Origin of the sequence: Amycolatopsis sp. NPDC049868, assembly GCF_044461365.1 — a bacterium.
In the GTDB taxonomy this organism is placed as follows: Bacteria; Actinomycetota; Actinomycetes; order Mycobacteriales; family Pseudonocardiaceae; genus Amycolatopsis.
In genome coordinates this window covers 158,329-177,508 of the sequence record NZ_JBITKV010000018.1, presented here as the reverse complement: position 1 = coordinate 177,508, position 19,180 = coordinate 158,329, and the positions used below count along the sequence as shown (strand labels likewise).

13 protein-coding genes are annotated in these 19,180 nt (G+C 64.8%); 7 read left to right on the top strand and 6 right to left on the bottom strand.

Translation table 11 applies throughout. From position 1 onward, the window contains the following. Positions 1-2,488: 2,488 nt before the first annotated feature. Positions 2,489-3,306 (top strand): IS5 family transposase gene (locus tag ACIBTM_RS42075; RefSeq protein ID WP_395882723.1). Its coding sequence is split into 2 segments (ribosomal slippage): positions 2,489-2,837 and positions 2,837-3,306, totalling 819 coding nucleotides; the frame shifts between segments, so codons are not numbered across the junction. A 211-nt stretch (positions 3,307-3,517) separates the two neighbouring features. Continuing rightward, a complete protein-coding gene (locus ACIBTM_RS42070; protein WP_395882722.1) occupies positions 3,518-3,679 on the top strand; it encodes a hypothetical protein in 162 nt (53 codons plus the stop codon). Here ACIBTM_RS42070 and ACIBTM_RS42065 read toward each other — a convergent pair. The 6 genes from ACIBTM_RS42065 to ACIBTM_RS42040 form a co-directional block, all read right to left on the bottom strand. Beyond that, on the bottom strand, positions 3,664-4,728 hold the full coding sequence (locus ACIBTM_RS42065) for a polyprenyl synthetase family protein (protein WP_395882721.1): 1,065 nt from the start codon (positions 4,726-4,728) through the stop codon (positions 3,664-3,666). The genes ACIBTM_RS42070 and ACIBTM_RS42065 overlap by 16 nt on opposite strands. A 5-nt stretch (positions 4,729-4,733) precedes the next feature. Continuing rightward, complete coding sequence (locus tag ACIBTM_RS42060; RefSeq protein WP_395882720.1) at positions 4,734-5,924, bottom strand: cytochrome P450; 1,191 nt, start codon at positions 5,922-5,924, stop codon at positions 4,734-4,736. Beyond that, complete coding sequence (locus ACIBTM_RS42055) at positions 5,921-7,936, bottom strand: prenyltransferase/squalene oxidase repeat-containing protein (protein WP_395882719.1); 2,016 nt, start codon at positions 7,934-7,936, stop codon at positions 5,921-5,923. The genes ACIBTM_RS42060 and ACIBTM_RS42055 overlap by 4 nt, the downstream gene beginning before the upstream one ends. 1 nt (position 7,937) lies before the next feature. Beyond that, positions 7,938-9,296 carry a cytochrome P450 gene (locus tag ACIBTM_RS42050; RefSeq protein ID WP_395882718.1) on the bottom strand — a complete coding sequence of 453 codons (1,359 nt, stop codon included), beginning with the start codon at positions 9,294-9,296 and terminating at the stop codon, positions 7,938-7,940. 87 nt (positions 9,297-9,383) lie between these two features. Beyond that, positions 9,384-9,581: a ferredoxin gene (locus ACIBTM_RS42045; protein ID WP_395882717.1), complete on the bottom strand. Its 198-nt coding sequence runs from the start codon at positions 9,579-9,581 to the stop codon at positions 9,384-9,386. An 11-nt stretch (positions 9,582-9,592) separates the two neighbouring features. Beyond that, positions 9,593-10,867, bottom strand: a complete 1,275-nt coding sequence (locus ACIBTM_RS42040; RefSeq protein WP_395882716.1) for an FAD-dependent monooxygenase — start codon at positions 10,865-10,867, stop codon at positions 9,593-9,595. A 247-nt stretch (positions 10,868-11,114) separates the two neighbouring features. Here ACIBTM_RS42040 and ACIBTM_RS42035 point away from each other — a divergent pair, with 247 nt between their 5' ends. From ACIBTM_RS42035 to ACIBTM_RS42015, 5 genes are all read left to right on the top strand, one after another. After that, positions 11,115-14,102, top strand: coding sequence for a squalene/phytoene synthase family protein (locus tag ACIBTM_RS42035; RefSeq protein ID WP_395882715.1), 2,988 nt, complete (start codon positions 11,115-11,117; stop codon positions 14,100-14,102). Between the two features lie 68 nt (positions 14,103-14,170). Then, complete coding sequence (locus tag ACIBTM_RS42030) at positions 14,171-15,346, top strand: cytochrome P450 (RefSeq protein WP_395882714.1); 1,176 nt, start codon at positions 14,171-14,173, stop codon at positions 15,344-15,346. A gap of 104 nt (positions 15,347-15,450) precedes the next feature. Further along, entirely contained in the window at positions 15,451-16,623 is a 1,173-nt protein-coding gene (locus ACIBTM_RS42025; protein WP_395882713.1) for a cytochrome P450, read from the top strand. Positions 16,624-16,693: 70 nt separating this feature from the next. Continuing rightward, positions 16,694-17,869 (top strand): cytochrome P450, encoded by a 1,176-nt coding sequence (locus ACIBTM_RS42020; RefSeq protein ID WP_395882712.1) that lies wholly within the window; start codon positions 16,694-16,696, stop codon positions 17,867-17,869. 61 nt (positions 17,870-17,930) lie between these two features. Next, the gene (locus tag ACIBTM_RS42015) at positions 17,931-19,130 is read left to right on the top strand and encodes a cytochrome P450 (protein WP_395882711.1); all 1,200 of its coding nucleotides are present in this window, start codon (positions 17,931-17,933) and stop codon (positions 19,128-19,130) included. Positions 19,131-19,180: the final 50 nt, after the last annotated feature.

Here is a 19,180-nt window from a genome sequence, read left to right as displayed (position 1 = left end):
TCGGCCACTTCATCCCCACCGTCACCTCAAGAAACCCCTGCAAAGCAGCAGGAAGACGCACAGGCTCATACCCCACACCAACACACCTCCTCTCCACCTCGACAAAACCACCACAAAAACCCATATGATTCGGAAACCGTGCAAAGGGCAGTCTCGAATGGCCTCTGTAAATCGCGCACACCGACTCAACACAGGTACAGAGCCGGGCGCCACGGTTCGGCACGCACCACCGTTCGGCACTTAGCTATAGAGGCACTGTACGACCACGTTCCACTGACTGCCGAAGGTCATCGGCGGCGACAGATCCCTGGACCGAGTGAGGTGCGCTTCGCCCAAAGTCTGCCGCAACTCGGCGGGAATGAGTGTGCCTGGACCCGGCATATCCGCGACCCGCATCTGCTACTCCCGACAGACACGAGACACCGAGAACCGAAGACATGAGCACCGCACATCGTCCAACGACACCTCGACCGGCAACGCCACATCCCTCGCCCGAGCCCCAAACAAACCGTAGCCGCCCCGGCACACCTATGCGATGCTGTAACTGTTCATCCATCTCAGGTCGTCCGATCCCTTCCCGCCGCGGCGGAATACACGCCAACCGGACCCTAGGCACCGAAACACCCACCCCAAGAGGCGTTTCACGGCACCCACGCCGAAATCCTCGGGAAACCATGCGGCTGTTGCGGCGCCGCCAGCGCTGAGCGGGCCCGCATGGGGACGTGCCGACGAAGACCACCCAGCTCGTGGCCGACCACGCCTAACGGCAGAGACCGTTGCGTTGAGAGGCGCACAACAGGTTCGACAGAGGGCCTGCACGTCGAGCACGCCGTCGGTCCTGCACAACATTTAGCCGGATGGCAGTCCGGCCCCATAGCGATGTCTGGGTCCATTGTCCAGAGAGTTTCTGCCCAAGATTGTCTGCCCACATTGACACCGCACGATGGCTTAGAGTGATTGATGCGTGGCACCCAGCTGAACTGTCGATGCAGGCATGACCCCGGCTTGGCTTCCTGCTTGCGGCTTTCAGCAGAACCCACACGGGTGCCACGTTGAAGAGATGGAACGGCAGCGGTCCGCTTCCCGCCGGAAGGCCCCGGCCGGTTAATCGGCCGCTGCCGTTCCTGCAGCGCCAGGCGACGGATATTTCCGTCTGCCTATGGTGCACCAACCGAGCTGAGCGCCCGCAGTACCCGGGCAGAACGTACTCACACAGGACTCCCGTTTTCGCGAGCGTTTCGCGAACCGCGACCACCGCCGGACGTCCACCGGGTTGACTACTCCGGCAGGGAACTGCCACGAAATGCCGCTCGCATCGTCACTTCTGCGATAACGATGAGCACGTCGGCACCGCGTTCGACAACAACTGCAATCGCGACCCGTAGCGGCTGAAAGGGTCGCCCCTGCGGCTGCTGGGCGCGTTCAACCGCCCGTGAACCCACGAGACCGAAAGGGCAGGATGGGCAGTTGCGGTCGCGGGTCTCCTGAGGGGAAGGGAGGGAGCCCGCGACCGCTGCCAAGGCTACCGCCAAGTAGGCCGCAACGGGCTACCGAGCTTGCTCATCACCCCTTGTTCGGCCGCTGTTGCGTGTTGGGGTGAATCGATCCCACCCTGGAGGAGGTACCGCATGCCGGACGTCGTGTCGGGAAACCGTCGCCGCCTGCGGCCCTGCTCTGGTTCGCCACCTTGGCGTCAAGCTCGGCCGATGAGAGCGTGGCACCCGACGACCCGCCGAGCTGCTACCGGCCACTCCGGGCGGTTGGCCGCCCGGAGTGCACCCCGCCGGGATTCATGCCGTTCCCCTGTCGGCAGGCGCTCGGCTCGCGGGCGCCACGCATCACCACGATAAACGTTCGCGTCCCACGGCGCACCACGGCCGGTCGACGACCGAGCCCGGTGTCGGCCACAGGCGAACACTACGCATGCCCAAAGAGGAAATCGAGATGCCTGGAAGACTCCTTTTGTCGCGCTGAGGCTTTCACAAGTGTCACACTGAACCGCATTTCGTGGACCGCATCATTTTGGCCAAGAGGTGCAAATGGCTAAGAAGAACGTAGCTCGCACCAAGGTTCCCCTTTTCAAACTTAGGCTTGACGGGAACGGAGATGGAGTCAGACCTGTAGGTCCCCTGGATGAGGCCATGCGCGCCCGCGCTGTGCAGACCGTCCACCGTATGGCGCGGGACGAGGCGGAACGCACCGTCTTGCTTGCGATGCTCGGGTTGGACCAAGCATACCTCGCCACGATGCCCGAGATGGCCACCGGTGAGACGGTGGCGGCCCGCAGCAGTACCACACGCCCGAGGCGGGCGACTCGCAGATCGGCCTGAGGATATTTCAGAGGTATGGTGGGCGACCGGAGGAGCTTCGATCCTTCCTGCTGCCGCAGTGGCGCCTGGCAAAGGCATGATTTGCCGCGATATGCGCACGCCTAAATAAGAGCGTGTCTTACGTGGCGATCAGTGGCTGATGCGCCATGATCTTGGTTGTGGTTGATCGGTTGTCGTTGCGTCTCGTGCCGGATGAATTGTGGGAACTGGTGGAGCCGTTGATCCCTGCGTTCACGCCGCGTCCGCAGGGCGGCGGTACCGCGCCGTTGGATCCGCGGCAGGTTTTCACCTCGATCGTGTACGTGTTGACCAGCGGATTTGCTTGGCGGGATCTCCCGCCGTCGTTCGGGGTGCCGTTCCAGACCGCACATCGTCGCTTCACGCTGTGGACCGGGGCTGGGCTATGGCGCGAGCTCCATCGTGCTCTGCTCGACGAACTGGGCAGCCATGGCTTGCTCGACTGGAGTCGTGCGATCGTGGACGGTGCCTCCGTTCGCGCGAAGAATGGGGATCTCTGACCGGTCCCAGCCCGGTCGACCGCGGCAAGCCCGGCTCGAAAATCCACGTCCTGTCCGACCGTGCAGGGCTGCCGCTCGCCGTCGCGGTCTCCGCCACGAACACCCACGACAGCCATGCACTCAGGCCGCTGGTGATGGCGATCCCCGCGACCCGCTCCCATCGCGGTCCGCGGCGTCGCAAGCCGGCCAAACTGCACGCCGACAAGGCCTACGACCAGCCCGACCTGCGGCGCTGGGTCCGCGATCGCGGCATCAAGGTCCGCATCGCCCGCAAAGGCATCGAATCCACAGACAAGCTCGGCCAACACCGCTGGGTGATCGAACGAACCATCGCCTGGTTCACCGGATACCGGCGCCTGACCCTGCGCTACGAACGCAAAGCCGAACACTTCCTCGCCTTCCTCATCCTCGGAGCCAGCCTCACCTGCCACAAGAAACTCCGCAAACTCACCACATGAGACAAGCTCTAAATAGGTCAGGGGTTCAAATTCCGCTGGGCACCTCCCAGGTCAACTCGTTGAGCACGTGGCGCACACTGCCGCCATGGCGAGCAGGCTGTCCGGACCAGGAGGCACCGCCGGCAGATCGAATACCCGGACCTTCTCAGTATCGAGTGCGCCGCAGGACCGTCTTGAACTCGATGAGAGCCGAACCGGATACGATGGCGGCGTGACCGTCGGCGCAGTCGAGGTGGTCGGACTGTTGGCGGGCACCGGCGTGATGATCGCCAACCACAACTCCCCCGGTTACCGTCTTTCGTGGCTCCTGATCAGGGAGTTCGTAGTCGCCAGGCCCGGTGCGGACCGGGCATCCGGTCAGCGGTCACGGTGAACGATGAGGTCGGCGAGCCCTTTCAGGTCGGCCACCGGCCCAGGCGCCAGATCGGCATCGCGCAGCCGCGACAGCGCCTCGGTCATGCGCCGATCAGCCTCTCTCCGTGCCCAATCCATGCCGCCGGCCGCCTCCACAGCTGTCGCGGCGCTGATGACCTCCGAGGCGGTCATCGGCCGCTCCAGCCGGTACAACCGGGCCAGCTCCGCGCTGGCCGCAGTGCCGGACGACAGGGCGAATACCACCGGCAACGACTTCTTGCGCCGGGCCAGATCCGCCCCGACCGACTTTCCCGTGACACGGTGATCTCCGCCTATTCCCAGCAGGTCGTCCACGAGCTGAAAGGCCATGCCCATCTGCTCGCCGAACTCCCGCAGGCACTCCACTTGCCGACGATTGCCACCGCCGAGTTGCGCACCCATCGCACTGGCGCAGCCCAGCAGCGCCCCTGTCTTGCCCGCTGCCATCACCTCGCACTCGTCCACGGCGACGTGCCCGCGAGTCTCGAAATCCATGTCCGCGCTCTGCCCGGAGATCAGCTCGGCCACCGCCTCGGAAAGGGCCGCCAGGCTCGCACTCGCTCCAGAGTGTCCGGACTCGGCCAGTACCCGCAGAGCGAGTGCCAACAGCGCATCCCCGGCCAGCACCGCTGTCGGCACCCCGAATGCTGCCCACACCGTGGGCCGGTGCCGTCGCTGCCGATCGCCGTCCATCACGTCGTCGTGCAGCAGGGAAAAGGCGTGCACCAACTCCACCGCGGTCGCAGCCGGGACCACGGCCTCGGCCTGGCCTCCGACGGCCTCGGCCGACGACAACACCAGTGCCGGACGGAGCAACTTGCCGCAGTCGGCCTCAGCAGGCCGACCGCGCTGGTCCAGCCAGCCGAAGTGATAGCCGGCGACGGCGCACAGCGACTCCGGGAGTGTGTCCACAGCCGCCCGCAACGCCGACGACACCACCTCCCGGCAATCGGCCAGCGTCTCTTGAACAGTCCTGCGTCGGTCTGATCTCCCCTCGATCGGACCCGGTATCGAAGTCGTGGAAGTCATGCCCATCACTCCATGGCCGTTACGGGGAGTGCCTTCAGGCCGCGAGAGAAGACATCCAGCTTCCAGATGAGCTCGTCAGGAGGAACGGCGAGGCGCAGAGTGGGAAAGCGGCGTAGCAACGCGCCGATCGCGATCTGAGCCACCAGCCGGGCCAGCGGCGCGCCGAGGCAGTGGTGGATTCCGTGCCCGAAAGCAAGATGCGGTCCTGTCGGCCGGGTGGGGCAGAACGATTCCGGCTCGGGTACGACATTCTCGTCCCGGTTGGCGGCCAGGAACGAGACCACGACCAGCTCGCCGGCGGCGAGCCTGCAGCCTCCGATCTCCACGGGTTCGGTTACGTACCTGGGCATCGCGGCCAAGGCCGGACCGTCGTAGCGAAGCAGTTCCTCCACCGCGGCCGGCAGTGCCTCCGGATCGGCGCGGAGACGGTCGGCGACCTGCGGACGGTCAAGCAGCGTGCACATGCCAGTGCTGATCAGGTTGGCTGTGCCCCGCCACCCCGCGCCCAGGAGGATGACGGCGGTCGAGATCAACTCGTCCTCGGTGAGCCGGTCGTCGTCATCCCGGGCCGCGATCAGCCCGGACAGCAGGGCGTTGTCGGGGTGGGATCGCTTGTGCGCGACCAACCGGCGGAAGTACGTGACGAAGGCGGTGATGTCCTCGACCGGGTACTCGGGCAGAAGCGACGCGGCCACGAAGGCGGTCGTCCACTTCGGGAAGGGTTCACGGTCCTCGAGAGGTATCCCCAACAGTTCACAGATGACCTGCATCGGCAGCGGCTCCGCGACCTCGGTGACCAGGTCGAAACCGGTACGATCGGTCACCCCGTCCAGCAGATCGTCGATGATCGCCTCAGCCCGTGGTCGCAGGTTCTCCACCCGGCGCGTGGTGAACACCTTGGCCACCAGTTTTCGCAGCCTGGCGTGTTCGACCGGATCGGAGTGCATCATGTGGCTGTACACCGCTGAGCGGACGTCCGGCGCGAGCGAGCCGGAGTCGATGTAGTCGGTGGAGATGCCGGAGAACAGCCTCGGGTCGGCGAGCACGGCTCGCGATTCCTCATATCGTGTCACCAACCAGGCAGCAACGCCGTTGGGCAACGTGATCCGATGGATCGGCCCGGCCTCGCGCAGCGCACCTAGCACCTCGTGCGCCTGCGCTGGATCCGCGTCGAATGGTGTGGCCAATTCTGTCATCGACGATCTCCTCTCGGTTCAGTCCTCTGGGAAATCACAGAGCGAGAAATTTCGGCCTTCCCGTCCCATCGGGACGCCTCGGCGAGTGCCCACAGCGGGAAGATGTCCTTGTACAGCCGGTAGTCCAGTACGGCGCTGCCGAAGAACACGCCGGACGCCGCCTCGTCACGCCATCCACCGGTCGCGGGATCCTGCATCGTGATGAGGCGCTCCATTCCACGATCAACGGCTTCACTCGCCCCGTGCCGTACTAGCGCCAGCAAGGACCAAGCGGTCATCGCTGCCTGGCTCTCCGGATGCTCCACGTAGGTCCCGGTCAGGCAACTCGAGTGGTGCTCACCCCATCCGCCGTCGCGCTTCTGGTGTGCTGACAGCCAGGTGAGGGCGCCGGCCACGGCCTGATCGGTTCGGTCCACCCCGGCGGTCGTCAGCGCCTCGACGACGAAGAACGATGAATAGGTGAAATGGATGCCCCACGCGGCCGGGTAACTTCCGTCCTTGAGTTGCCGCGAGCGGATGAAGGCGACCCCTCGCCTGATAGCCGTAGAGATCCGGCGCTGGGCGTGGCCCGGGTGTCGGCCGGCGAATCTGGCCAGCGCGGCGACGCATGATGCCGTGCACTCGACATGGGAGCGATCGGTCATACAGTTGATGAACATCTCCGATGGGTTCACCATCTCCACACCGGTGGGTGCCCGTCGCCGTTCGTAGGTACTGAACCCTCCATCGCCATTCTGCCTGCGCAGGATGAACTCCACGGCCTCGATCAGTCGGTCGGTCGGTAGCCGGTGGCCGATCATGTCAAGCAGGTCGTGCCGGTCGTGCGTCAGCAGAACGGCCGACAGGGCCTCCGCGGTGCAGTCCGCGACCGGCCAGCGGTGTGCACCGTCCGAGAAGCACCAGCCGCCGAGGACAGCGTCGCGACCGTCACGAGTCGCCTCCGGCAGCTCGCCGGTCTCTTGTGCGTCGCACAACCACCGGTAGGCACGGGCCAGCGCGGAAGTCACGGTCGGCGAGGCCGGTGCGCTGAGCAACGCACGCATAGCGAACGTGGTGTCCCACGCCGAGGAACGGGCGCCGACGATGCGCAACCCTTCGGCCTTGTCCTGCCATCGCCACACGTCGACCTGACGCAGTGCGGCGTGTACGGACACCTCGTCCGACCCATCCGCGGCCATCACCAGACAGGCGAGCAGCGCGTTGACCGGAGACAGCCCGTGTCCACCCGACGCGGCGAGCTCGCGGCGCAATCCTGCGGCGCACCGGCGCAGCGCGAGTCGCCTAAGCCGGGTGACATGTCGATCCTCGTAGTGCGCCAGGGCTCGCTGAACCACGCGCAGCACCGGATTCGGCGCGACGACAACGTCCGGTCCGGCACTCCTGCCACGCGCGCCGGCGAAGTCGATCTCGTCGTACGGGCGGTCGTAGAGCTCGTCGCGCAGCTGGCCGACGAACGAGGGCGGGAGGTCGAACCGGGTTCGCTGCCCGTACAGGTACGCAAGCCCCAGGTAGACATACCGCGTATGGCAATAGAGCTGATGGGGGTGCAGCGGAAAGCGGCGCGGCAACAGGATGAGCTCCGGTGGCACAGGAGCGACTCCTTCGTAGCCGTACAGCCCGAGCATCGCCAGCCAGATCCGCCCCCAGGTCGGGATGCCCAGCACGCCCTCGGGTCGCGCGTGGAGCCACGAGCGAGCCGTACTGATAAGCGGATCGTCCGGTGGTACCCCCATGACCCGCAGCGTCACGTACGCGAGCGTCGTGATGTAGACCGACCCGGGACCGTCGGAGTGGCTCGGCCAGGAACCATCCGTCAGCCTTGTCGCCTCGTAGTGTCTGCGTATCGCGCTCGCGTCCTCATCGGACAGTGGCCAGGCTCGCAGCATCCGATGGGTGAGCACGTACTGCGAGAGCAGCATCGTGTTCCACACCATCTCGCCTTCCCAGCGACCATCGTGATGCTGGAGTGCGAGCAGGTGTTCCACGGCCGCCTCCACCGCGATCCGGGACATGTCAGCGCTCCCGAAAACGTGCGTCCGGTCGGGTCCCGTCCCGTCTGGTGTAGCGGACTCGGCACGGGCTCGCGGGCCACTTGGTCTTCGCGCCCTTTACGGGGCGAGGCACCTGGTCGAGCAACTCGAACTCGTAGGCGCACAACAACATGCTGAGCACCACCTTCATCTCCAGGTAGGCGAAATGCTGCCCCAGGCATCGGTGGATTCCGCCGCCGAATCCGATCAGGTTGGTCTTGGCCTTCGGATTTTCCCGGAACCGGTCGGGGCGGTAGCGATCCGGCTCGGTGAACACGTCAGGAAGGCGGTGGGTGACCCACGGTGAGACTAGGACCAAGGATCCGCGCGGAATCAAGTGGCCGCCATACTCGATGTCCTCGCTGGCGCGACGGAGCATCGTGAACACGACAGGACGGAGTCGTTCAGTCTCGTGCAGGGCATTGTCGAGGTGTTTCATCAGGTCGACCTGCTTCAGCGTCCGCGGCACGGCGGATCCGAGCACCTCGCGCTGCTCCGCCACGATTCTGTTCGATTCCGCCGGGTGCTGCAACAGATCCACCAACCCCCAGCAGAGATGCCCCGTGGTCGTCTCGTGTCCCGACCACGTCAGGAAGATCAGCATGTTGATAAGGATCTTGTCGGGGACAGGTGATCCATCGGAATATCGCGCTTCGGCCAAAGTCTGGAAGAAGTCCGGCGGCCGCACGGGTTCGTTTCGGCGTTGGGCCAGGAATCCGGCGAGCATCGTGTGGAGTCGCTTCCTGGCGGCGATTCCACGCAGCAGGCTCGGCGCTGGCAGCCATTGCGGAAGGACACCGTTGATTCCGGCCGAGAATTGGCGGAAGAGTGCGAACTCCCCCTCGCCGAGCTGAGCCGCGAACCGTTCGCCGAACAGGGTCGTGGCGGCGATCCGCATGACCATGGGCCCGAACACCTTGGGGAGATCGAACTCCCCGCTCTCACCCATGCCGTGCATGAACTCCTGGACCTCGTCCGACATCAGCCGCACGTAATCGTCCAGCTGTCTTCCCTGGAACCTTGGCAGTACGATGCTTCGCTGCCGCTGGTACTCCTCATCGTCGGCGAAGAAGTAGAATTCCGGATCGAACATCCGCATCACGAAGGGGTAGGCGTCCTTGAAGGACAGCCTCCGGTCGGTTTCCGTGAAGACGAACCGGCTGTGCTCCGGACCGAGCAGCACGACGGCGTCGCGTCTGCCCAGTCGCAACGAGTAGACGTTTCCATGGGCGAGCTGACCGCGGGTCAGCAACGCTGTCGGGTCACGGAGGAATTCCAGGGCGTGCCCGACCAGTGGCAGCGCCCCCACCAACCGGGGCGGCGCGGCCGGAATCGCTGTCATGACTACTCCAATCCGCGAGCCAAGGAGGCAAGCGCGGTGTCGGCGCGAGAAATATCTTCGATTTTCCGGTTGCGGCCTGAGGAGCGCCTATTCGGCCGGCGAAATGGATATCGCTTCCGCCGGACAGAAATCGACGACGTCTTGAGCGATATCAGCCAGCTCCGCCGGGACACGGCCGCCGTTCTTCGGGCGACTCTTGCTGTTCTCGTCGAGTTCGAACAGGTCCGGAGTCGTCGACGCACACATTCCGGACCTGATGCACTTGTTCGCGTCGACTTTGACCATCTGACAGGAACTCACTGCGCCTCCGAACATTTCGCCTTTTGGAAACATCGAGATCCGGCATTGGGGCTGCCCAGCCAGCGCAGCCAGTTGACGAGGTCGAGGATGGTGCGAGCCCGCCGCAAACCACCTCCGTTGAGGTGCGACAGTGCGGAACCGGCGATGTGCGCCACGGCGAGGCCGAGTTCCGTGCGGGTGTCCTCCTGGACGGCGAGCAGGCGCATCATGCGGTCGCGTTCGGTCGCATTGTGCCGCCACAGGTGGAACAGAGCTTCCCGCATGACGACCGACGCGTCGTCGGTCAGGACACGGTGCAGGGCGATGCCGAGCCGTTCAGACGCCCAGGACCGGGCTCGGCGTTCCCTGGCGTAGGAGTCGATGTCGCCGCGCCGGGCGAGGCATTCGGCGTCCAGGATCGCTGTGGTCATCCCGTGTGCGGCGAGTGGGTGCTCGAAACCGACGGCGTCGCCGACGAGGGCGAGGCGGCCGTGTCCATAGAACCGCCTGCGGCGGAATCGGTTGGCCGCCCAGCGCATGCGTGGCCGATGGGAGGTCGCTTCGAGGAAGGCGACGCGGAGTTCACCAGGGAGCGCCGAGGCATAGCGCCGCAGGTGGCGTAGCGTCTCCGGCGGCGACATCCGACCCGGTGCGACGTCCAGGGAAAGGCGGATGGTGTCCGGGCCGATCCGGTAAGCCAGCACAGGTCCGGGGCCACCCAGGAAGATGTGGCCGTATCCCTCGTTCGGCAGTGCCACCCCGACCAGTTCGAACCCGGCGGTGGACGACAGCTTCGCACCAGGCGACTCGCCCGGGCACAACGTACGGCGCACCAGCGAGGTACGACCGTCCGCGCCGACCAGCAAACCTGCACGGTACGTTTCCGCTGTCGTGACAGCGGATCCATTCTCCACCACTTCGGTGACCCGCTCATCGAACGACGGGGTGATACCGGGGTGTGCAGCGGCCGCGTCGCGCATCCGGTCGACGAGGAAATAATGGCTCATGCTCACGGCCGTACCGTGCGCGTACGGCAATCTTATCGGGGCATGATCCGAGCCTGGGTGAACCACGAAACCGTTGTTCTCAGTGAAACCGACGCCGCACAGGTCGACACCCAGTCGTCGCAGGACTGCCACCCCTGCCGGGTGCAACCACTCGCCGGACAGACCACGGTCCGGGGATCCTCGCAACCCTGCCAGCATGACGTTTTCTCCAGACTGCGCCAAGGCCAAGGCGGCCGCACAGCCGGCGGGTCCGGCACCGGCGACCAGGACATCAGCCGAGATCATCGGCCGAATCGGAGTGCTGGGAATGGCTCATCATCATCCGACGGTAACGGGCCAACCACTCATGGCAACAGCTAGATAGCCGAAAGTAAAATTGGTTTGACAATTAATATGGCCACCAGTGCAGCAGCCATCCGCACGTCCATGAACTTAGGATTAGGTGCAGCCAACGCAACTGTCGACTACTCGGCTTTCCGTGCTAATGCTAGTCGGGGTTCAGCTGGCCGGCAGGATGGGAAGGTTGGGTTTCGTGGCCCTCAAGTTGGTACGACGTAAACCCTCTTCGAACAGGTCAAACGCCGATGTAACCGATCATGACACGACTGATCTCGGCCCACAGTCTGAACCTCCTCCGCATGACTCTGTGGCGTTTTGCCGGGAAATGCTGCCCCTGACGTCGCGGACCTTCGCGCTCAACGTTCCGATGCTGCCGGCGCCGTTGGGGGATATCGTCGCGATGGCGTACCTGTTGTGCAGGGTGGCTGACACCGTCGAGGACGAGGCCGCCATTCCGGCGGCCGTCCGTGTCGACCTGCTGACCGAACTCAGCTCGCTTGTGGCACTGCCGGAAGACTGGCAGGGCGGCTCCGCCACCTGGGCCGAGCGCGCGTGCCGTCTGCTCGATGACGGCACTGCCACGGACCAAGTGCGACTGGTGGCCGGTCTGCCCGTGTTACTGGACGATCTCGCCGGTCGGCCGCGTGCGGTGCGTAAGCTGGTCCAGGCTTGTGTGCGGGACATGACCTCAGGTATGGCGGAGACGGTGCTGCGCCGGCCGGATCGCTCGTGTGGTCTGGAGGATCTGGACGAGGTGCTCGGTTACTGCGACATCGTCGCAGGCACCGTGGGAACGATGCTCACCGGGCTGTTCGCGTGGCATTCGGGGGCTGTGGCGGCGGTCCTGCCCGAGCTCGAGCCTCGCGCGGCCGCGTTCGGGCGGGTGTTGCAGCTGACCAACATCGTCAAGGACGTTCGGGTGGATCTGGACTCCGGCCTGTGCTGGTTACCCCGCAGTGTGCTCGCCGACTGTGGCATCGACAGTCCCGATCAGCTGAGAGATCCGGCCTTGGCCACGCAGGCACGTGGGGTGTTGCGGCGGATGATCGCGGCCACCCATCGGGAGCTGCTCGAGGCCCTCGCCTACCTCGAGTCCCTGCCCACCTCCGAAGTCGGGATTCGGCGGTTCTGTGTGGCGCCTCTGCTGATGGCTGTTCTCACACTGCGGAAGTTGTGGGCCGACAAAGATGGTTTCGGCGCTAGCTCGGTGAAGATCAGCCGCCGGGCTGTGCACGCCGCGCTGGTGACGACCAGTGTGTGTGCGGCGCGACCTGTCGTGCTCGGAACGCTGGTGAATGTGCTCCGGCGGCCATTGCCGCGCCCACTTCCGCCGCACAGTGCGTTCGAATCATCGGCCGTCACGGAGGGACGATCGATCGACGAGGCTATCGCGGCGACAGTAACCCTGTTGGCCAAGACCCAGGCACCGTCCGGTTCCTGGCCCGCCGACTACGGCAGTATGCCCGTTTCCCTTGCCCTGCATGTCATCACCTGCTACGCAGTCGGTGCGATGCCCGACGACACGGCGTGTGCGCACCTGGAACAGCAATTGCGCGCCTGCCAGAACCCTGATGGCGGCTGGGGCCACGGCGTCGGGTCGTCCAGCGTGGTACCAGTGTCCGTGCTGTGCTACGCCGCCTTGCGGTTGCTGGGCGTAGCCGCGAACGAGCCACGCCTGCGCCGTGGTCGCGCCTGGTTCCTGCGGCACGGTGGCGCGCTCGTCATGCCGCCCTGGGGCAATATTTTCCTGGCCGTGCTCGGAGCATGCGACTGGAAAAGGCTATCCTGCTCGTTCATTCCGGAGATGTGGCTCTTGCCGCGGTGGCTGCCCATGCATCCCGACCGCATGTGGCGCTGCCCGCGCCCGGTGCTGGCGTCCATGAGCTGGCTCTGCGCGCGCCGTGCCGTGATCGAGGACAACGCGGTACTCCGCGAGCTGCGCGAGGAGCTGTACACCACGCCTTACCAGGACGTCGACTGGGGCTCCACCGGCCGGTCGCGGTCTTGGGTGCTCAAGGCCGTCTGCGCCACTTATGAGGCGCACCCCTCCCGCACGCTGCGGGAGCGGGCCATGGCGACAGCGCTCGATCTCATCGAGCACGAGAACCGCTCCTCGAACCACGTGGGTCACGACCTGATCCCCACCGCGCTCGACACCCTCGTCTGGCATTTCGCAAGGCCAGGCGGTGAGGAGATCACGGCACACATCAAACGGCTCGGGTGGGACGAGCCCAACGGCATCAAGCCCTTCGAGTCCAGAGACACGTCCTTCACGGTCCAGGCGCTGGTGGAGTCTCGCCACCCAGGTGCGCGGCAGACCCTCCTGGACACATCCGGCTTCCTGGTGTGCGATCAGCACCGTCCGGAGCACCGCAGCCGCGGCAACACCGATGAGACGGCGGAAGCCCTCAAAGCGATCCTGGTACTGGACGTACAGGGCATCGCGGCCGAGAACACGTTTCAACACAGCCCGGGAATCATCGACCTCCTGCTGTCAACGCAGAACCCTGATGGCGGCTGGCCCAGGTGTGTGTCGGCCGAAGGACCGGCGTGGCTGGAAAAGCTCGATTCCTCGAACGTCCTCGACAACTTCGTGCTCGACAGCTCCACCGTCGAGGCCACGTCCTCATGTACAACGGCACTACGGAGCTACCGCGCGCGGCACCCCGAATGCCGGTACCTGGGAGCGCTCGGCCGCGCGATCGCGCAGGGCGAGGAATACCTTCTGCGCACCCAGCGTGCCGACGGTTCCTGGGCAGGTCTCTGGAGTGCGTACTTCACTTACGGCACTTGGCTCGGCGTCCGCGGTCTGTTCGAATCCCGCGATCCGCGTGCCACCACCGCCGCGGACCGGGCCTGTGAGTTCCTGCTGGCCCACCAGCGCGCCGACGGCGGCTGGGGCGAAACGATCGACGACTCCGGTCACCATCACTACATCCACGCGGCGACAAGCCAGGCCGCCGTGACTTCCTGGGCATTGCTCGCCCTGGTCAACGCCGGCCGAGCCACCTCGCCGGCCGTACGCAACGCAACCGCATTCCTGCTGCGAACTCAGCAACCCGATGGAGACTGGCCGGACCAACGCATACCGGGCGCGATGCCGCGATATGCCGCTCCGCACAACAGTGTCTTTCCCTTATGGGCTTTGTCAGCCGTCGTGAACGCCAGGGAGTCGTCATGACTCCATTGCCAGAGTTGGTTTCGAGAACAAGAACGATTGTCAGCCCCTTGTCGTGATTGGACTCTCACGTGTCAGGCTCTGCTCCGAATTACCCGTTCTCCGAACCCGAAGGTCTGGCGCTTGATCCGGCCTACGCCCGATTACGCCGCGAAGAACCGGTCACTTGGGTGAAGTACCCCCATGGTGGCGATGGGTGGCTCGTCACCACCTACAAGGAAGCGAAATTCGTCTACGGCGACCCCAGATTCAGCAAAGCACTGACGGGTGGCCGGGACGTACCAAGGATGACGAGCAACATACTGCCCGCAGGGTCGATCTTCACCCTGGACGGCACTGACCACGCGCGGTTGCGACGCCTGACGTTTCACGCCTTCACCCCGCGGCGGGCCGCGGCCTTGCGGCCCCGGACTCAAAAGATCGCCGACGACCTGCTGGACCGCCTGGACAACCCCGGTGATCTCGTCGCGGGCTTCACCGCACCGCTACCGCAAACGGTGATATGCGAACTGCTCGGGGTACCGGTCGAGGACCGGACCGACTTCCAGAGGTGGGCCGAAATCGCTCTCACTGTTGGTAGAAACACGCCGGAGGAGGCCGCGGACGGCCTGTCAAAGCTGTTCGGCTACGTCACCGATCTGGTGGCACAACGACGCGCGACACCCACCAACGACCTGCTTGGCACACTCGTGGCCGCCCGCGACGACGGCGACATGCTCACCGACCAGGAACTCGTCATGTTCGGAATCACGATGCTGATCGCCGGTCAAGAGACGACAGCGAACCAACTAGGCAACATCATCGTGACCCTGCTCGACCGCCCCGAAACGATGGCACAACTCCGCAACGAACCCGAACTACTCCCCGGGGCGATCGAAGAACTACTACGGTTCGTCCCGCTGCACTCCGGTGCCGAGCAGCCGCATATCGCCACTGAGGACGTTCAGGTCGCCAACGTCACCGTGAAAAAGGGCCAAGCAGTGCTCGTCTCCCTCAACTCCGCAAACCGCGACAATTCGGTATTCGAACGCCCCAGCGAACTCGACCTGCACCGCGAGACCGGCCACCACCTGGCGTTCGGACACGGAATCCACTACTGTCCTGGCGCCCAACTCGCCCGGACACAACTCCAAATAGGACTCGGCACCCTGCTACAGCGATTCCCCGGACTAAAACTTGCTGAACCTGTCGAATTCAAAAAGGGAGGCACACAACGCGGACCACGCAAGCTCGTCGTCGCATGGTGACGGCCACGGCACGATGCTTCAGCACCGCAACATACATATTTCAGCCGGCTGCGAACGGCAGTACCTTTCTCGCCGGGTAGCCGAGATCGCGATTGGAGTCTCATATGTCAGGCACCGCGCCGACCTATCCGTTCTCCGAGCCCGAGGGCCTGACACTTGATCCGGCCTACACCCGGCTGCGGCGCGATGAGCCGGTCACCTGGGTGAAGTTCCCCCACGGCGGGGAAGGCTGGCTCGTCACCACCTACAAGGAAGCCAGGTTCGTCTACGGCGACCCCAGATTCAGCAAGGCACAGGCGGGGCGAGACGTACCAAGGATGTTGAGCAACGCCTCGCCGTCGAGGTCGATCGCTGCCACCGACGGCGCCGATCACGCGCGGTTGCGGCGTTTGACGTTCTACGCGTTCACCGGACGACGGGCTGAGGAACTGCGGCCACGGATCCAGGAGATCACCGACGACCTGCTGGACCACCTGGACAACCCCGACGATCTCGTCCCGAGCTTCAACTCGTCGCTGCCGGTGACGGTGATGTGCGAACTGCTCGGTGTGCCGTTCGAGGACCGCGCCGACTTCCAGCAATGGGCCGAAATCAGCGCATCGGTCGGCGGGCATACGCCGGAGGAGGCCGCCGATGGCATGGCGAAGCTTGCCGGCTACGTCACCGATCTCGTGGCACAACGACGAGCGAAACCCACCGACGACCTGCTCGGCGCACTCGTGGCCGCCCGCGACGACGGCGACATGCTCACCGACCAGGAAATCGTCAGCTTCGGGATGGCGATGCTGATCGGCGGCCACCAGACGATCACCAACCAGCTGGGCAACATCATCGTGACCCTGCTCGACCGCCCCGAAGCGATGGCACAACTGCGCGACGAACCCGAATTACTCCCCGGGGCGATCGAGGAATTGCTGCGGTTCGTCCCGCTGCTCTCGGGTGCCGCGCTGACGCGCGTCGCCACCGAGGACGTTCGGGTCGGCAATGTCACGGTGAAAAAGGACGACGCGGTGCTCGTCTCCCTCACCTCGGCGAACCGCGACGAGTCAGCCTTCGAGCAACCCGACGAGCTTGATCTGCACCGCGAGGACGCACATCACCTGGCGTTCGGGCACGGAAGCCATTACTGTCCCGGCGCCCAACTCGCCCGGACACAACTCCAAGTAGGACTCGGCACCCTGCTCCGCCGATTCCCCGGACTACAACTCGCCGAACCCGTCGAATTCAAAAAGGGAAGCCCGCATCGAGGTCCACGTAAGCTCGTCGTGACGTGGTGAACACTCCACCGCCCGAATTACCATCAGGAGCGAACCCATTGTCAGCCCCGTCTCGTGATTGGAGCTTCACATGTCAAGTTCCGCGCCGACTTATCCATTCTCCGAACCCGAGGGCCTGACACTTGATCCGACCTACTCCCGATTACGACGCGAAGAACCGGTCACCTGGGTGAAGTATCCCTATGGCGGCGAGGGCTGGCTCGTCACCACCTACAAGCAGGCGAAATTCGTCTACGGTGACCCCAGATTCAGCAAGGCGCTGGGTGCGCGGGACGACATACCGAGGATGTTGAGCAACGTCCCACCACCGGGGTCGATCGCCTCCACGGACGGCGCTGATCTCGCACGCTTGCGGCGCCTGACGTTCCATGCGTTCACCCCGCGGCGGGTCGAGGAACTGCGGCCCCGGGCCCAAGAGATCGCCGACGACCTGCTGGACCACCTGGACAACCCCGACGATCTCGTCACAAGCTTCACCTCACCGCTCACGCTCACGGTGACGTGTGAGCTGCTCGGCGTGCCGTTCGAGGAACGCGACAACTTCCGCCTGTGGGCCGAAATGGCCCTCACGGTCGACAAATACACGCCGGGCGAGGCCGCGGAAGGCATGGCGAAGCTCGGCGGATACATCGCCGAACTGGTGACACAACGACGCGCGACACCCACCGACGACCTGCTCGGCGCACTCGTGGCCGCCCGCGACGACGGCGACATGCTCACCGACCACGAAATCGTCATCTTCCAAATGACGATGCTGGTTGCCGGCCTCCAGTCGCCCACGAACCAACTGGGTAACATCATCGTGACCCTGCTCGACCGCCCCGAAGCGATGGCACAACTGCGCGACGAACCCGAACTACTCCCCGGGGCGATCGAAGAACTACTGCGACTTGTCCCTCTGCTCACCGGTACCGGCCAGACTCGCGTCGCCACCGAAGATGTTCGGGTCGGCGACGTCACAGTGAAAAAGGGTCAGGCAGTGCTCGTCTCCCTCACCTCGGCGAACCGCGACGAGTCGGTTTTCGAACAGCCTGACGAACTCGATCTCGCCCGCGAGGCGGGGCAGCATCTGGCATTCGGCTACGGGAGCCACTATTGCCCCGGCGCCCAGCTCGGCCGGATGCAGCTGCAGGTAGGACTTGGCACCTTGTTACGGCGTTTTCCCGAACTTCGACTTGCCGAACCCGTCGAATTCAAAAAGGGAGGCACACAACGCGGCCCCCGTAAGCTCGTCGTCACGTGGTAAGAGCATCGACCTGACGTATTCAGCGACCGAGAGGCCACCGACGCAACACTGGTAATCGGTCGTGTCGCGATTGGAGATTCACATGCCAGTTACTGTACCGGCTTATCCGTTCTCCGAACCCGAGGGGCTGGCTCTCGATCCGGCCTACGCTCGATTACGACGCGAAGAACCGATCACATGGGTGAAATTCCCCCACGGCGGCGAAGGCTGGCTCATCACGACTTACCAAGCGGCCATGTTCGTCTATAGCGACCCCCGATTCAGCAACGCGCTTGCGGCGCGGGACGACGTGCCGAGAATGATGAGCAACTTCGCGCCAGTGGGGTCGATCGCCGCCACGGACGGCGCTGATCTCGCACGGTTGCGGCGCCTGACGTTTCACGCGTTCACCGGACGGCGGGCCGCTGCTCTGCGGCCCCGGATCCAAGAGATCGCCGACGACCTGCTGGACCACCTGGACAACCCCGGTGATCTCGTCGCGGGCTTCACCGCACCGCTACCGCAAACGGTGATATGCGAACTGCTCGGGATACCGCTCGAGGACCGCACCGACTTCCAGCAGTGGGCCGAAGCGACCAGCACGGTCGGCGGGCACACGCCGGAGGAGGCCGCGGACGGTATGGCGAAGCTGAGCAGCTACATCGCCGAACTGGTGACACAACGACGCGCGACACCCACCGACGACCTGCTCGGCACACTCGCAGCAGCCCGCGACGACGGCGACATGCTCACCGACCAGGAAGTCGTCATCTTCGGGATGACGATGCTGAGCGGCGGCCACCAGACCATCTTGCACCAGCTGAGCAACATCATCGTGACCCTGCTCGATCGCCCCGAGGCGATGGCACAACTGCGCGAGAACCCTGAGCAACTCCCTGCTGCGATCGAAGAACTACTACGGTTCGTTCCGCTGTTCACTGGTGCCGGGCAGACGCGCGTTGCCACCGAAGACGTCCAAGTCGCCAGCGTCCCAGTGAAAAAGGGCCAGGCGGTGCTCGCCTCCCTCATCTCGGCGAACCGCGACGAGTCAGCCTTCGAACACCCCGACGAACTCGACCTCCGCCGCGAAACAGCCAGCCAACACCTCGCGTTCGGACACGGAAGCCACTACTGCCCCGGCGCCCAACTCGCCCGGACACAACTCCAAATAGGACTCGGCACCCTGCTCCGCCGATTCCCCGGACTACAACTCGCCGAACCCGTCGAATTCAAAAAAGGAGGCGTACTGCGTGGACCACACAAGCTCATCGTCACGTGGTAAGAGCTCCGCGCCGGCGTACGCAGCGGCTGAGGCGTACCGCTCTCCAGCAA

What these genes read in the sequence shown, in the direction of transcription:
- ACIBTM_RS42065 (WP_395882721.1), bottom strand. Translation starts at nt 4,728, where the DNA reads ATGACTTCCACGACTTCGATACCGGGTCCGATCGAGGGGAGATCAGAC.
- ACIBTM_RS42060 (WP_395882720.1), bottom strand. Translation starts at nt 5,924, where the DNA reads ATGACAGAATTGGCCACACCATTCGACGCGGATCCAGCGCAGGCGCAC.
- ACIBTM_RS42055 (WP_395882719.1), bottom strand. Translation starts at nt 7,936, where the DNA reads ATGTCCCGGATCGCGGTGGAGGCGGCCGTGGAACACCTGCTCGCACTC.
- ACIBTM_RS42050 (WP_395882718.1), bottom strand. Translation starts at nt 9,296, where the DNA reads ATGACAGCGATTCCGGCCGCGCCGCCCCGGTTGGTGGGGGCGCTGCCA.
- ACIBTM_RS42045 (WP_395882717.1), bottom strand. Translation starts at nt 9,581, where the DNA reads ATGGTCAAAGTCGACGCGAACAAGTGCATCAGGTCCGGAATGTGTGCG.
- ACIBTM_RS42040 (WP_395882716.1), bottom strand. Translation starts at nt 10,867, where the DNA reads ATGATCTCGGCTGATGTCCTGGTCGCCGGTGCCGGACCCGCCGGCTGT.
- ACIBTM_RS42025 (WP_395882713.1), top strand. Translation starts at nt 15,451, where the DNA reads ATGTCAGGCACCGCGCCGACCTATCCGTTCTCCGAGCCCGAGGGCCTG.
- ACIBTM_RS42020 (WP_395882712.1), top strand. Translation starts at nt 16,694, where the DNA reads ATGTCAAGTTCCGCGCCGACTTATCCATTCTCCGAACCCGAGGGCCTG.